At 68.4% G+C, this 13,925-nt stretch carries 11 protein-coding genes and 4 tRNA genes; 8 read left to right on the top strand and 7 right to left on the bottom strand.

All coding sequences use genetic code 11. The annotated features are described in order from the left end of the window. Nucleotides 1–196: 196 nt before the first annotated feature. The 3 genes from IEW87_RS09215 to IEW87_RS09205 all read right to left on the bottom strand — a co-directional run bounded on the left by IEW87_RS09215 (nucleotide 197) and on the right by IEW87_RS09205 (nucleotide 490). Nucleotides 197–268 (bottom strand) — tRNA-Val (locus IEW87_RS09215). Nucleotides 269–295: 27 nt separating this feature from the next. After that, nucleotides 296–366, bottom strand: a tRNA-Cys gene (locus IEW87_RS09210). 51 nt (nucleotides 367–417) lie between these two features. After that, nucleotides 418–490, bottom strand: a tRNA-Gly gene (locus tag IEW87_RS09205). 201 nt (nucleotides 491–691) lie between these two features. On the opposite strand from IEW87_RS09205, the gene IEW87_RS09200 reads away from it, so the two are divergent. After that, nucleotides 692–768 (top strand) — tRNA-Val (locus IEW87_RS09200). Between the two features lie 19 nt (nucleotides 769–787). Here IEW87_RS09200 and IEW87_RS09195 read toward each other — a convergent pair. Further along, the gene (locus IEW87_RS09195; protein WP_188711942.1) at nucleotides 788–1,771 is read right to left on the bottom strand and encodes an aldo/keto reductase; all 984 of its coding nucleotides are present in this window, start codon (nucleotides 1,769–1,771) and stop codon (nucleotides 788–790) included. A 73-nt stretch (nucleotides 1,772–1,844) separates the two neighbouring features. Here IEW87_RS09195 and IEW87_RS09190 point away from each other — a divergent pair, with 73 nt between their 5' ends. Genes IEW87_RS09190 through IEW87_RS09180 form a run of 3 tightly spaced genes read left to right on the top strand, consistent with a single transcriptional unit; the run spans nucleotide 1,845 to nucleotide 4,594 of the window. Beyond that, complete coding sequence (locus IEW87_RS09190; RefSeq protein WP_188711941.1) at nucleotides 1,845–2,864, top strand: ABC transporter substrate-binding protein; 1,020 nt, start codon at nucleotides 1,845–1,847, stop codon at nucleotides 2,862–2,864. A 6-nt stretch (nucleotides 2,865–2,870) separates the two neighbouring features. Further along, entirely contained in the window at nucleotides 2,871–3,800 is a 930-nt protein-coding gene (locus IEW87_RS09185; RefSeq protein ID WP_188711940.1) for an ABC transporter permease, read from the top strand. A gap of 2 nt (nucleotides 3,801–3,802) precedes the next feature. Continuing rightward, the gene (locus tag IEW87_RS09180) at nucleotides 3,803–4,594 is read left to right on the top strand and encodes an ABC transporter ATP-binding protein (protein WP_188711939.1); all 792 of its coding nucleotides are present in this window, start codon (nucleotides 3,803–3,805) and stop codon (nucleotides 4,592–4,594) included. A gap of 31 nt (nucleotides 4,595–4,625) precedes the next feature. On the opposite strand, the gene IEW87_RS09175 is transcribed toward IEW87_RS09180, so the two are convergent. From IEW87_RS09175 to IEW87_RS09165, 3 genes are all read right to left on the bottom strand, one after another. Continuing rightward, a complete protein-coding gene (locus IEW87_RS09175) occupies nucleotides 4,626–5,867 on the bottom strand; it encodes an ammonium transporter (protein WP_188711938.1) in 1,242 nt (413 codons plus the stop codon). 147 nt (nucleotides 5,868–6,014) lie between these two features. Then, a complete protein-coding gene (zapE, locus tag IEW87_RS09170; RefSeq protein WP_188711937.1) occupies nucleotides 6,015–7,055 on the bottom strand; it encodes a cell division protein ZapE in 1,041 nt (346 codons plus the stop codon). 6 nt (nucleotides 7,056–7,061) lie between these two features. Beyond that, the gene (locus IEW87_RS09165; RefSeq protein WP_229731056.1) at nucleotides 7,062–8,264 is read right to left on the bottom strand and encodes an alpha/beta hydrolase family protein; all 1,203 of its coding nucleotides are present in this window, start codon (nucleotides 8,262–8,264) and stop codon (nucleotides 7,062–7,064) included. 22 nt (nucleotides 8,265–8,286) lie between these two features. Between IEW87_RS09165 and IEW87_RS09160 the strand changes: the two genes are divergently transcribed. The 4 genes from IEW87_RS09160 (at nucleotide 8,287) to IEW87_RS09145 (ending at nucleotide 13,539) form a co-directional block, all read left to right on the top strand. Continuing rightward, nucleotides 8,287–8,859 (top strand): DUF3000 domain-containing protein, encoded by a 573-nt coding sequence (locus IEW87_RS09160; RefSeq protein WP_188711936.1) that lies wholly within the window; start codon nucleotides 8,287–8,289, stop codon nucleotides 8,857–8,859. Between the two features lie 2 nt (nucleotides 8,860–8,861). Beyond that, nucleotides 8,862–10,106, top strand: a complete 1,245-nt coding sequence (locus IEW87_RS09155) for an HRDC domain-containing protein (protein WP_373285106.1) — start codon at nucleotides 8,862–8,864, stop codon at nucleotides 10,104–10,106. A gap of 77 nt (nucleotides 10,107–10,183) precedes the next feature. Then, nucleotides 10,184–11,395: a thiolase family protein gene (locus IEW87_RS09150; RefSeq protein WP_188711935.1), complete on the top strand. Its 1,212-nt coding sequence runs from the start codon at nucleotides 10,184–10,186 to the stop codon at nucleotides 11,393–11,395. An 8-nt stretch (nucleotides 11,396–11,403) separates the two neighbouring features. Then, nucleotides 11,404–13,539: a 3-hydroxyacyl-CoA dehydrogenase NAD-binding domain-containing protein gene (locus tag IEW87_RS09145; protein WP_188712729.1), complete on the top strand. Its 2,136-nt coding sequence runs from the start codon at nucleotides 11,404–11,406 to the stop codon at nucleotides 13,537–13,539. Nucleotides 13,540–13,925 lie beyond the last annotated feature (386 nt).

Raw genomic sequence — 13,925 nt, 5'->3', positions numbered from 1 at the left:
CGTCCATCCTATTGCCGTGCGGCGCGAGGTCCGATCAGACAGTGGACAGCGTGGATCCGAACGGGCGCGGCACCGAGCTGCTGTTCATTGCCCGTGCGGGCGAGAGCGAAGCGCGAGCATCCGACCGCTCGCGCCGTGAGAGGCAGCGCCCGGCGGACACAATGAGAAAACCCCCGGCCGGGCCGAGGGTTCTGTGTGCGCGATACTGGGATCGAACCAGTGACCTCTTCCGTGTCAGGGAAGCGCGCTACCGCTGCGCTAATCGCGCCTATGAAGGCTTGTTCAGTTGTATCCGAGGTGGCGACGGGATTCGAACCCGTGTAAACGGCTTTGCAGGCCGGTGCCTAGCCTCTCGGCCACGCCACCATAGGGCGAATCGAACCCACGTGCCAGGATCACGTGGACCCTTCGCACTCGAGCGGATGACGAGACTCGAACTCGCGACCCTCACCTTGGCAAGGTGATGCGCTACCAACTGCGCTACATCCGCGTCGTGACTCCAGCGATCTCCCGCCGGGCACTTGCACTACATTAGCTCACATCTCGGAGCGCACAAAACCAGATGACGCAGCCGGGCGTGTCCGACCCCGCGGCGCTCCCGACACCCCCGACCGTCGCCCGCGTTACGGATCACGCACCGCCGTCCTGTACTATTAACCGTTGTGCCGCTACGGCGCAGACAACTCCACACGGGCGATTGGCGCAGTTGGTTAGCGCGCTTCCTTCACACGGAAGAGGTCATGGGTTCGAGTCCCGTATCGCCCACCACAGTCTTGCTCCGAGACGGCTACGACGCGACGCGCTTCGTCGCGTACGTGAGGTAGCCGGAGCCGGTGCCGGGCGTCACGATCTGATCGAGCGCCTCGAGGTCGTCGCCCGTCGGCTCCCAGTGCACCGACACCGCGTTCGCCGCGATCTGCTCCGGCCTCGTCGCGCCCGCGATGATCGTGTCGACCGTGGGCTGCGCGCGCAGACCACCGAGCGCGACGTCCAGCATCGACACGCCCCGTTCGCCCGCGAAGGTGCGGAACGCCTCGATCACGTCCCACTTCGCCCCGTCGAAGCGCGCCGTCTCCTTCGCCAGGCGGGTCCCCTCCGGCGCGCCCTCGTCCTGCACGTACTTGCCGGTCAGCAACCCGTAGGCGAGCGGGAAGTACGGCAGCAGGCTCATCCCGTAGTGCTCCAGCGCCGGCGCGAGCTCCGCCTCGGCGCTGCGGTTGTAGAGCGAATATTCGTTCTGTGCCGTGATGAACCGCTCGGCGCCCACCGCATCGGCGACCGCCGCGGCGTCCGCGACCTCCCAGGAGGCGAAGTTCGAGCACCCGATGTAGCGCACCTTCCCCGCACGGACCAGGTCCGTGAGCGCTTCAAGCGTCTCGTCAATCGGCGTGATCCGGTCCGGTGTATGGAGCTGATACAGGTCGATCCAGTCGGTCCCGAGGCGCGAGAGGCTGCCCTCGACCGCACGGGCGATGTAGCCGCGGCTCGCGCGGTTCTCGCGCGCTCCCGGATACGTGTCTCCCATGTCCATGCCGAACTTCGTCGCGACGACGACCTCGTCACGGCGTCCGCGCAGCGCCGCGCCGAGCATCGTCTCTGAGTCGCCCTGCCCGTACGTGTCTGCCGTGTCGAAGAAGGTCACGCCGTGCTCGAACGCCGCGTCGACCACGGCGGTTGTCTGGTCCTGGTCGATTCGTCGACCGAACGCGTTGCAGCCGATGCCGAGCGCCGACACGACCAGGCCGCTGCTTCCGAGAGATGCATAGTCCATGCCGACACGCTAACGGACCGCGGAGCGACCCGCGTTTCCCAGGATCCACCCAGGGGCCGGTAGCATTCGAAAGATGTCCCCTCGTATTCACACCCTCTCGCGCCGCGGCGGCGTCGCCGCGTTCGGCGCCGTTGCCCTGCTCGCCCTCGCCGCCTGCTCGTCCTCCCCCGAGGAGAACGGGTCCGGCGGTGGCGACGACACCGCCGGCTCCGACACCTACTCGATCGGCGCCCTGCAGTTCGTCCAGCATCCCGCGCTCGACGCCGCGACGGAGGGCTTCAAGTCGGCCCTCGCCGACGCCGGACTCGATATCGAGTACGACGACCAGAACGCCCAGGGCGAGGTGCCCAACACGAACACGATCGCCTCGACGTTCGCTGGCGCCGATCTCGATCTCGTCTTCACGGTGGCGACCCCGGCCGCCCAGGCCGCCGCGCAGGCCATTGTCGACACGCCCGTGCTGTTCACGGCCGTGACCGACGCCGAAGCCGCTGGCCTCGTCGACTCGAACGACGCCCCCGGCGGGAACGTCACGGGCACGAGCGATCTCAACCCCGTCGCGGATCAGATCGCGCTGCTCGCGGAGATCGCGCCCGACGCCGAGACCATCGGGATCGTCTACAGCTCCGGCGAGGTCAACTCCGAGGTACAGGTCGAGCTCGCCAAGGAGGCGGCCGAGGAACTCGGACTCACTATCGAAGAGGCGACCGTCGCGAACTCGGCCGAGGTGCAGCAGGCGACGCAGTCGCTCGGCGACGTCGACGCGATCTACGTCCCGACCGACAACACCGTCGTCTCCGGCATCGCCGCGCTCATCCAGGTCGCCGAGCAGAACCAGATCCCCGTCATCTCGGGCGACTCCGGTCCGGTCGAGGGCGGCGCGATCGCGACACTCGGAATCGACTACTCCAAGCTCGGGTATCAGACCGGCGAGATGGCCGCCGCCATCCTGCAGGACGGTGCCGACCCCGCCACGATGGCCGTCGAGGTGTCGAACGACATCGAGCTGATCATCAACCCCGCGGCTGCCGAGCGCATGGGCGTCGAGCTGCCCGCGTCGGTCACCGACCGCGCCGACACCGTCATCGAATAAGCACCCATGATCGGAGCGGTCGAGCTCGGGCTCATCTACGGCGTGATGGCGCTCGGCGTCTATCTCACCTTCCGTGTGCTGAACTTCCCCGATCTGACGGTCGACGGAAGCTTCACCATGGGGGCGGCCGTCTCAGCCGCGATGATCACATCCGGCCAGAACCCCGTCGTCGCGACGCTCGCGGCGACGGGGGCCGGCCTCATCGCCGGTCTGATCACTGGCCTCCTCCACACCAAGGGGCGCATCGACGGCCTGCTCGCGGGAATCCTCACCATGATCGCGCTGTGGTCGGTCAACCTTCGGATCATGGACGGCGCGAACCTCTCGCTGTTGCGCGAGACCACGGTGATGACGCCGCTGCGTGAGGCCGGCTGGCTCGGATCCACCTGGTTCGCCGCGATCGTGCTGTTCGCCGGCGTCATGCTCCTGAAGCTTCTCGTCGACTGGTTCCTGTCGACCGATCTCGGTCTGGCAATCCAGGCGACCGGCAACAACAAGCAGATGATCGGCAGCCTTGGCGCCGATACCGATCGCACGACGATGCTGACGCTCGCGCTCTCGAACGGGCTCGTGGCCCTCTGTGGCGCGCTCGTCGCCCAATATCAGGGCTTCGCGGACATCAGCATGGGCATCGGCCTGATCCTCGTGGGTCTGGCCTCCGTGATCCTCGGACAGGCGGTCATCGGCCAGCGCTTCATCTTCCTGGCGAGTCTCGCAGCCGTCATCGGCGCGGTCATCTACCGCCTGATCATCTTCGTCGCGCTCAAGGGCCTCGATCCCAACGACATGAAGCTCGTGACGGCGGCCCTCGTCGTCGTCGCGCTGCTCCTGCCACGGTGGGGATTCCTGAAACGCGTGCCCTCGTGGCGCGATCTGCGTGGCGGGCGTCGATCGGCGTCCGCAGCCGAACAACCCGTGGAGACGAAGGGAGCCTGACGATGCTCACGATCGACGGCGTCAGCAAGACGTTCTTCCCCGGCTCCGTGAACGAACGACGCGCGCTCAGCGGCGTTGACCTGCGCCTCGAGGAAGGCGACTTCGTCACGGTGATCGGATCCAACGGCGCCGGCAAGTCGACGCTGCTCAACGCGGTCGCCGGCAGGCTTCCCGTCGACGCGGGCCGCGTCGAGATCGACGGCACGCGCGTGAACCGCCTGAAGGAGCACCGGAGGGCCAAGTACGTCGGACGGGTCTTCCAGGATCCGATGGCTGGCACCGCCCCGGACCTCACGATCGAGCAGAATCTGTCGCTCGCCCTGCTGCGCGGCCGCCGTCGCGGCCTGCTGCCGGGGGTCACGAAGGCTCGACGCGCGCGCTTCGTCGAAGAGCTCGCGACGCTCGAGCTCGGGCTGGAGAACCGTTTGAAGGCGAAGGTCGGCCTGCTGTCGGGCGGGCAACGCCAGGCGCTGTCGTTGCTGATGGCCGGGTTCACCCACCCCCGGATCCTGCTCCTCGACGAGCACACGGCGGCACTCGACCCGCAGCGCGCGAAGCTCGTCACGACGCTGACGGGGCGCATCGTCGAACAGGGCGGCCTGACGACGCTGATGGTCACGCACAACATGCAGCAGGCGCTCGACCTCGGCAATCGCCTCGTGATGATGCATGAGGGACGCATCGTGTTCTCGGCCGACGCTGAGACGAAGCGCACGCTCACGGTCGAGTCGTTGATGGCCGAGTTCGGCAAGGTCCGCGGCGCGACGTTCGACGATCGCGCCGTGCTCGGCTGAGCAGGCGCGATCGTCGGGGCGCAGAGGTCGGTCAGTTCTCGACCAGTGCGTATCCTTCTTCGCCGTGGATCGATACGTCGACGCCGGCGATCTCGTCCTCGCTGCGCACGCGGAAGCCGATCGTCTTCTCGATTGCGAAGCCGAGCGCGAGGGCGACGACGAACGAGTAGACGAACGTCGCGACCGCACCCGCCACCTGCAAGATGAGCTGCTCGAACCCGCCGCCGGTGAACAGGCCCGTGTCGATCGCGACGAAGCCCAGTGCGACCGTTCCGATGAACCCGCCGACGAGGTGCACGCCCACGACGTCGAGCGAGTCATCGTAGCCAAGCTTCCACTTCAACTCGATCGCGAGAGCGCAGATCGCGCCGGTGACCACACCGAGGACGATGGCCCATACTGGCTCGAGGTGCGCACACGCGGGCGTGATCGCCACGAGGCCGGCGACGGCGCCGGACGTGGCACCGACCGACGTCGCCTTGCCGTCCTTGAGCTTCTCGACGATGATCCATCCGAGCACCGCGGCCGCCGGGCACACGAGCGTGTTGATCACGATCAGTCCCGTCTGCAGGTTGCCCTCGGCGCCTAGGGGCGCGGCGGTCGCGCCCGCGTTGAAGCCGAACCAGCCGAACCACAGCAGCGAGGCGCCGAGCATGACGAGCGGCACGTTGTGCGGTTTCTGGATGCCCTTCTCGAAGCCGACGCGCTTACCCAACACGATCGCGAGTGCGAGCGCCGCGGCACCCGCGTTGATGTGCACCGCGGTGCCGCCGGCCCAGTCGATGACCTCGACGCCGGCTCCGGGGAACATGATCGAGCCGAGATTCTCGATCCAGCCGCCGCCCCAGACCCACGCGGCGACGGGGAAGTACACGAGCGTCGCCCAGATCGCGACGAACACCATCCATCCGCCGAACTTGGCGCGGTCGGCGATCGCGCCCGAGATGAGCGCGACGGTGATGATCGCGAAGGTCGCGCCGAAGGCCACGCCGATCGTGTTCTCGCCGGTCGGGTCGTCGCCGATCGTCGCGGCCAAGCCGAAGTCGGCGAAGGGATTGCCGGCGAAGTGCGTCGGTGCGTCGACCGAGCTCATGCTGTAGCCGTACAGCACCCACAGCACCGCAATGAGCCCGAGCGCGCCGAAGCTGAGCATCATCATGCTCACGACGCTCTTCGCCTTGACGAGGCCGCCGTAGAAGAACGCGACGCCGGGCGTCATGACGAGTACGAGGGCGGTCGCCATGATGACCCAGGCGAGATTTCCGCTGTCCATGGTGGTTCCTAACGGATCGAGTGAAGCGGGGACCTGCTCATGGTCGCCGCGTCTCGTTACCCGCGAGGTGCGTGCACTGTTACCGCCGTATTAAGCCTCGTCGCCGATGTGAACGGCGTGTTTCGCGCACCGGCGTGCGCGCTCGCCTCACGCGTGCGTCGACGCGATGAGGAGCGAGATCGCGCGCAGGTACTTCTTGCGGTAGCCGCCGCGGAGCATCTCCTCCGAGAACACCGCGTCCAGCGGGATCCCCGTCGCGCGCACCGGGATCTGCGCGTCATACACGCGGTCGACGAACGCAACGAATCGCAGGGCCTGCGACTGGTCGGTCAGCTGGCGCACGTCGCGCAGCCCGACCGCCGCGACGCCATCGACGAGGCGAATGTATCGCGAAGGGTGCACGTCGGCGAGGTGGTCGACGAGCTCGTCGAAGCCGTCATCCGAGATCGGCGCCCCCACGGAGCCGAGCGCGCTCTCGTACGCGTCCTCCTCCAGCACGACCGCACCGCCGTCGAGCGACCGCTGTCGGAAGTCGACGCCGTCGATCCGGATCGTCTCGAAGCTCGCCGACATCGACTGGATCTCGCGCAGGAAGTCCTGGGCCGCGAAGCGCCCCTCGCCGAGTGCGTTCGGGGGCGTGTTGCTCGTTGCCGCGAGGCGCGTGCCCGTCTTGACGAGTTCGCCGAGGAGGCGCGTCATCACCATCGTGTCGCCCGGATCATCGAGCTCGAACTCGTCAATGCAGAGCAGCGCGGATCCCGTGAGCAGCTGGACGGTGTTCTGGTAGCCGAGCGCGCCGACGAGAGACGTGAACTCGATGAAGGACCCGAAGTACTTCCGCTGCGCGGGCATCGCGTGATAGATGGCCGCGAGCAGGTGGGTCTTGCCGACGCCGAAGCCGCCGTCCAGGTATACGCCGGGCTTCATCTCCGGCTCCGCCGAGCGCTTGCGGCGGCCGAAGGAGAACAGACCGCCTCGTGCGACGGACTGCGTGCCCCCCGTCGCGAACCGCTGCAGGTGCTCCTTCGCCTCCTGCTGCGACGGATAGGCCGCATCGGCTCGGTAGGTCTCGAACGTCGCCGACCCGAACTGCGGAGGCGGCACCAGGCTCGCCAGCATCTCGTCGCCGGTGAGGCGCGGGTGGCGGTCGCTGAGCCGGACGATCGTGGCCGTGTCGAGGGAAGTCATCGCCTCTCAGACTACTTGGCCGAGACCGCGCTCCCTGAGCCAGCCCTGCAGGTAGTCGCGCCACCTCTGCTCGTCGTAGTTCCAGAGTTTCGTGTGGCGAGCCTCGGTGTAGGTGATGAGCGTGACGAGATCCGGGCGCGCGTCCGCGAGGCCGTGCGACGCCCCCGACGGAACGAAGCCGTCGTCGTCGCTGTGCAGGACCAGCATCGGATGCGTCAGCTCGCCGGCACGCCGCACGATGTCGAGATCGTTGAGCGAGATCCCCTCGCCTGCCCGAACGACGCGTGACCACGAGGGCATGCTCAGCTGTCGCAGGGCGATCTGCGTGACGGGAGGCGGAACACGCAGCCCTCGCGCATGGAAATCGAGCACGCTGCGCCAGTCGACGACGGGCGAATCGAGGATCACGCTGTCGATGCGGTCGGCGTAGGCCGTGCGCAGCACGGTCTGCAGCACGATCGCCCCACCCATCGACCACCCCATCAGCACGATGCGCCGCGCGCCGCGATCGATCGCGAAGGCAATCGCCGCCTCGACATCGGCCCACTCGGTCGCGCCGAGGCCATACCGGCCCGACATCGACCGCGGGGCGTCGCCGTCGTTGCGGTATGACACCGCGAGGCTCGTCACGCCGGCGTCACGGAAGACCGGCACCGCGCGCAGCACCTCGGAGCGCGTGGTTCCGCGACCGTGCACGGCGATGACCCATGTCGACCGCTCGCCGCCCTCCTTGGCCGGGAACAACCACGCGGGGCACCCGCCGACGGGCGTCCGAATGCTGACCGCGTCATATGGGATGTGCAGCTCGGACGGGTGGGAGAAGTACCAGCCGCTGAACGTGGCCGCGCGCCCGATGCGCGTGCCGGCACCCACGTGCGACAGCAGCTTGCGGGTGACGGTCGTCTCCGTCGACGACAGCACGGATCCGAGCTTCAGATACCCCCGAGAACCGTTGATGAACAGCCCGTAGCGGCCTGGCAGCACCGTGTCGGGCGTGCGCGACAACGTGATGGTCTGCGCGGCGCGATCGATCGCGACGATCTCCGTATCCGCGATCCGCCGCGTCAGGGGCGTGACGGCCTTGCGCGCGACGGCGAACGCCGCTGCCGTGCCGCCCACGACGATCCCGGCGCCGATCCCCGCGGCGAGGCCCGCCAGGCCGAGGAAGCGTGCTCCCTCCCGCGCGGCGCGCCTGGGTTCTGTCACCACGTTCTCAGCCTAGTCTGACCGCGTGAGTGACAAGGGCCGTTCCCCCGCCGTCTTCGACGCCGCGGCAGCCGGGCTGCGTGAAGCGCGGTTCCGCGACGACCTCACCGTCACCGAGATCCCCGCCCCCGGCGGCCTCGCGCCGCACGCGATCGCGTTCTCCGCCGACGTGCGTCCCGACGCCCACGGCGAGTCGGCGCATGGCACCGGACGCTTCGTCCTGCTGCACGACGCGGACGAACCCGACGCCTGGCAGGGCGCGTGGCGCATCGTCTCGTTCGCCGGTGCGCCGCTCGAGCCGGAGATCGGCACAGATCCGTTGCTCGCCGACGTCGCCTGGTCGTGGCTGACCGACGCACTGGCGGATCGCGGCGCCGAGTACCGCGCCGCATCCGGCACGGCGACGAAGATGCTCTCCCGTGGATTCGGATCGCTCGCCCCGCAGGGTGACGGCGCGCAGATCGAGCTGCGCGCGTCATGGTCGCCTGCCGCGCCGACGCCGTCGCACATCGAGGCCTGGGCGGAGCTCGTGTGCATGCTCGCCGGTCTCCCGCCAGGGTCCGAGGACATCGCCGTTCTGCGGCCCGGCGCCCGCTGACCGTGACGGCACGAGAAGCCCACACAGACCCGATCTCCGAGAGGACCGCTGCCATCCGATACCGCGTCACGGACACCCACGAAGGATTCGCGGCGGCCTGTCGCGCGCTCGCGGACGCCTCGGGTCCGGTCGCGGTGGATGTCGAGCGGGCGTCGGGCTTCCGCTACTCCGCCCGCGCCTACCTCGTACAGGTGTTCCGGCGTGACGCCGGGGTCTTCCTCTTCGATCCACCCGCGATCGGAGACGTCTCGGCGCTGCAGGACGCGATCGGCCACGAGGAGTGGGTCTTCCATGCCGCGAGCCAGGATCTCCCCTCGCTCGCCGAGCTCGGCCTCATTCCGCCGCGCATCTTCGATACCGAGCTGTCCGCGCGTCTGCTCGGCTGGCCCGGCGTCGGCCTGGCTGCTGTTGTCGAGCGCACGCTCGGCATCGAGCTCAAGAAGGAGCACTCCGCCGCCGACTGGTCGACGCGTCCGCTGCCCGACACCTGGCTCGAGTACGCGGCACTCGATGTCGAGCACCTCCTCGAGGTTCGAGACGCCATCGCCGCCGAACTCGACGAAACTGGCAAGCGAGAGTGGGCCGACGAGGAATTCGCCGACGTGCTCACCCGGAAGCCGAAACCCGCCCCGGCGGAGCCGTGGCGACGCCTCACGGGACTCCACAAGATCCGCGGACGGCGCGGCCTCTCGATCGCGAAATCGTTCTGGACAGCGCGGGACGCTCTCGCGCGCGAGTCCGACACCGCCCCGGGCCGCCTCGTTCCCGACCGTTCGCTCGTCGCGGCCGTGCTCGCGGATCCGCAGTCGAAAAGCGATCTCGCGGCCATGAAGTCGTTCACGGGGCGCGCGAGCCGCACGGAACTGGATCGCTGGTGGGAGGCGATCGTCGCCGGTCGCACGGCGTCAGAGCTCCCCGCCGAGCGCGTCCGGAGCGACTCCCTCCCTCCCCCGCGTTCGTGGGCGGGAAGGCGCCCCGATGCGGACCGTCGCCTCAAGGCCGCCAAGCCCGCTGTCGAGGCCCATGCGGAGTTCCTCTCGATCCCGACGGAGAACCTTCTGACGCCCGAGCATCTCCGCCGCGTCAGCTGGGAGCCGCCGTCATCCGTCACGGAGGACGCGGTCGCGGAAGCGCTCGCATCCCACGGTGCGCGCGACTGGCAGGTCCGCCAGACGGCCGCGATCATCGCCGCAGCATTTGTGCAGGCGGCGCAATCTGCAGACGCCGAGGCCGACGCCGGTTCGTAGGATCAGCCCAACCGAATCGCCTCAGCGATGTGCACACCCCATAGGCTGGCCGCGAACCCCCAATCTCAGGAGGCATAGTGGCCCAGCTGACGGATGTGCATTTCGTCGACGGCGTACGGACCCCCTTCGGTCGCGCCAGCGACAAGGGCATGTACGCGAACACCCGCGCGGACGACCTCATCGTCAAGGCGCTGATCGGCCTGATGGAGCGCAACGGCAACGTCCCGGCCGATCGGATCGACGATGTCGCGATCGCTGCGACCTCGCAGACGGGCGACCAGGGACTCACCCTCGGGCGCACCGCGGCGATCCTCGCGGGACTGCCCCAGACCGTTCCGGGACTCGCGATCGAGCGCATGTGCGCGGGCGCGATGACGGCCGTGACGACGATGGGAGCCTCGGTCGGCGTCGGCATGTATGACCTCGCCATCGCGGGCGGCGTCGAGCACATGGGGCGCCACCCGATCGGATCCAACGTCGACCCGAACCCGCGCTTCGTCGCGGAGCGGCTCGTCGACCCGGAGGCGCTCAACATGGGGGTCACCGCGGAACGGCTTCACGACCGCTTCCCGCATCTGACGAAGGAGCGCGCCGACCGGTTCGGCATGCTCAGCCAGCAGAAGGTGCAGGCCGCATATGAGGCCGGGCATGTCCAGCCGGATCTCGTACCCGTCGCGATCGCCGGCGCGGACGGCGCCTACGGCCTCGCAACGGAGGATGAGGGTCGCCGACCCGAGACGACCATGGCGGATCTCGCCGGTCTCAAGACCCCTTTCCGCCCGCACGGTCGGGTGACCGCCGGTACGTCCTCGCCGCTGACCGACGGTGCAACGGTGAGCATGCTCGCGGGCTCAGACGCGGTGAAGGAGTTCGGCCTCGAGCCGAAGATGCGAATGGTCTCGTTCGCGTACAGCGGCGTCCAGCCGGAGGTCATGGGCATCGGCCCGATCCCCTCGACCGAGAAGGCGTTGGCGAAGGCCGGGCTGTCGATCGACGACATCGGCCTCTTCGAGCTCAACGAGGCGTTCGCCGTGCAGGTGTTGAGCTTCCTCGACCACTTCGGCATCGAGGACGACGACCCGCGCGTGAACCCGTGGGGCGGCGCCATCGCCGTCGGCCACCCCCTCGCGGCGAGCGGCGTCCGCCTCATGATCCAGCTCGCGGCGCAGTTCGCAGAGCGTCCTGACGTGCGATACGGCCTCACCGCCATGTGCGTCGGCCTCGGCCAGGGCGGCAGCGTCATCTGGGAGAACCCGCACTACACGGGCAAGAAGGCGAAGAGGAAGTGACGGAAGAGATGACCGATTACCGCACGATCGACTTCAGCGACCTCGAGGCCGCCTCGGCGGACGAAGTCGTCACCCATTCGCTCGTCAGCGACGTCACACTGCCGAGCGGCCGCACGCTCGCTCTCATCACGCTGCACAACGGCCGTGATCACAAGCGTCCGAACACGATCGGTCCGCTCACGCTCCGCGAGCTGAACGAGACGCTCGACCGTCTCGCCGCACGCGCGGCCAAGGGCGAGATCGACGCCGTCGCCGTGACCGGCAAGCCGTACATCTTCGCGGCCGGCGCCGACCTGTCGAACATCTCGGCGCTCTCGACGCGTGACTTCGCGCTCAAGATCGCACAGCGCGGACACCAGGTTCTCGGCAGACTCGCCGACCTCGGCGTGCCGTCGTTCTCCTTCGTCAATGGTCTCGCACTCGGCGGCGGGCTCGAGATCGCGCTGAACTCCACGTACCGGACGATCGATTCCTCCGCCGCGGCCATCGCGCTGCCCGAGGTCTTCCTCGGCATCGTCCCCGGCTGGGGCGGCGCGTACCTGTTGCCGAACCTGATCGGCATCGAGAACGCACTCGAGGTGATCATCTCGAATCCGCTGAAGCAGAACCGCACACTTAAGCCACAGCAGGCGTTCGATCTCGGCATCTTCGACGCGATCTTCAGCCCGGCGTCGTTCCTCGAGGATTCGCTCGCCTGGGCCGACCGGGTGCTGACCGGCGAGGAGAAGGTCGAGCGGTCGAACACGCCGGGACGCATCGAGCGCGCCACGAAGTGGCCAGCGGCGATCAAGATCGCGCGCGGCATGCTCGACAACCGCATCGGACCCATGCCGCTGTCGCCCTACCGTGCTCTCGACCTCCTCGAGCAGGCCGCCAAGGGAACGAAGGAGGCCGGGTTCGCGCGCGAGGACGAGGCGCTCGCCGATCTCATCTCGAGCGACGAGTTCGCCGCGTCGATGTACGCGTTCGACCTCGTACAGAAGCGCGCGAAGCGCCCGGTCGGTGCACCGGATAAGGATCTCGCGCGTCCCGTCACGAAGGTCGGTGTCATCGGAGCCGGGCTCATGGCGACGCAGTTCGCGCTGCTGTTCGTCCGCCGTCTCCAGGTGCCGGTGGTGATCACCGACGTCTCGGCCGAACGCGTCGAGAAGGGCGTCGCCTCGATCCACTCTGAGATCGGCAAGCTCGAGGACAAGGGCCGGATCGACACCGACACGGCGAACCGCCTGCGCTCACTCGTGACGGGCACCACCGACAAGGCTGACTTCGCCGCGTGCGACTTCGTGATCGAGGCGGTGTTCGAGGAGACGTCGGTCAAGCAGGACGTGTTCCGCGAGATCGAGCAGTTCGTTGCGGAGGATGCCATCCTCGCGACGAACACGTCGTCGCTCTCGGTCGAGGAGATCGGGTCCGTTCTCGCCCACCCGGAGCGTCTCGTCGGCTTCCATTTCTTCAACCCCGTCGCGGTGATGCCGCTCGTCGAGGTCGTGCGCACGCCGCAGGCGTCGGACGAGGCCGTCTCCACGGCGTACGTCATCGCGAGGAAGCTGCGCAAGAACGCCATCGGTTCGGCAGACGCCCCCGGCTTCATCGTGAACCGCCTCCTCGCGAAGGTCATGGGCGAGGCGGCACGCGCGATCGACGAGGGCACGGCACTCACCGAAGTCGAGCAGGCGTTCGTCCCGCTCGGCCTGCCGATGGGCCCGTTCGAACTGATCGACCTGGTCGGCTGGAAGGTCGCGGCCCACGTGCAGGACACGATGTCGTCGCACTTCCCCGACCGCTTCTACTCCTCGCCGAACCTCCACGCGCTCGCGGAGATCGACGAGCCGCTGGAGCGCGACAGGAAGAAGCGGATCACGGGCTGGTCGAAGAAGGCGAAGAAGGCGATCACGGGGGGCTCCTCCCCCGCGAGCCGCGAGGAGATCCTGCGGCGCGTCGAGGACGAGCTCGCTCGAGAGATCCGGGTCATGCTCGACGAAGGGGTCGTCCCCGAGGTCGAGGACATCGACCTCGCGCTGATCCTCGGTGCGGGCTGGCCCTTCATCGACGGCGGCGCCACGGCCTACCTCGACCGGGTAGGCGCCTCCGAGCGCGCAGCCGGCGGCGACTTCCACACCCCGCAGATCCGCGGCGTCGAGTAACCACACACGCACACACGGTGCCCGCTTCCGCCCGGCCGACACGGTCCGGTGAAGCGGGCACCGTCGCGTCCGCGGGAAGTAGGGGCCAGGAGCGAGCGGGCGCTTTGTCGTCGCGGCCATCAACGCTCGGCCCGATTGGGGACCGCGCTCATTCGCTCGATCTCTGACCCATTCGCCTCTGGCACCTCCAGGTCGACACGCCCAGCAGCGAAGCGGGTGCCTTGCCGCCCCCGCTGGCAACGGGCCTGGCGGTGAGGATCCGCTCGGCGGATCCGAGAGGACTGCGGGTGCGGCAAGGCACGCGCGTAGCGGCAAGGACTGCGGGTGCGGCAAGGTACGCGCGCAGCGGCGAGACATTTGGTAGCCGCACTACCGTGACGGCGTCA

Source organism: Microbacterium faecale, from assembly GCF_014640975.1.
Taxonomy (GTDB): Bacteria; Actinomycetota; Actinomycetes; order Actinomycetales; family Microbacteriaceae; genus Microbacterium; species Microbacterium faecale.
This window is presented reverse-complemented; position numbering and strand designations above follow the sequence as displayed.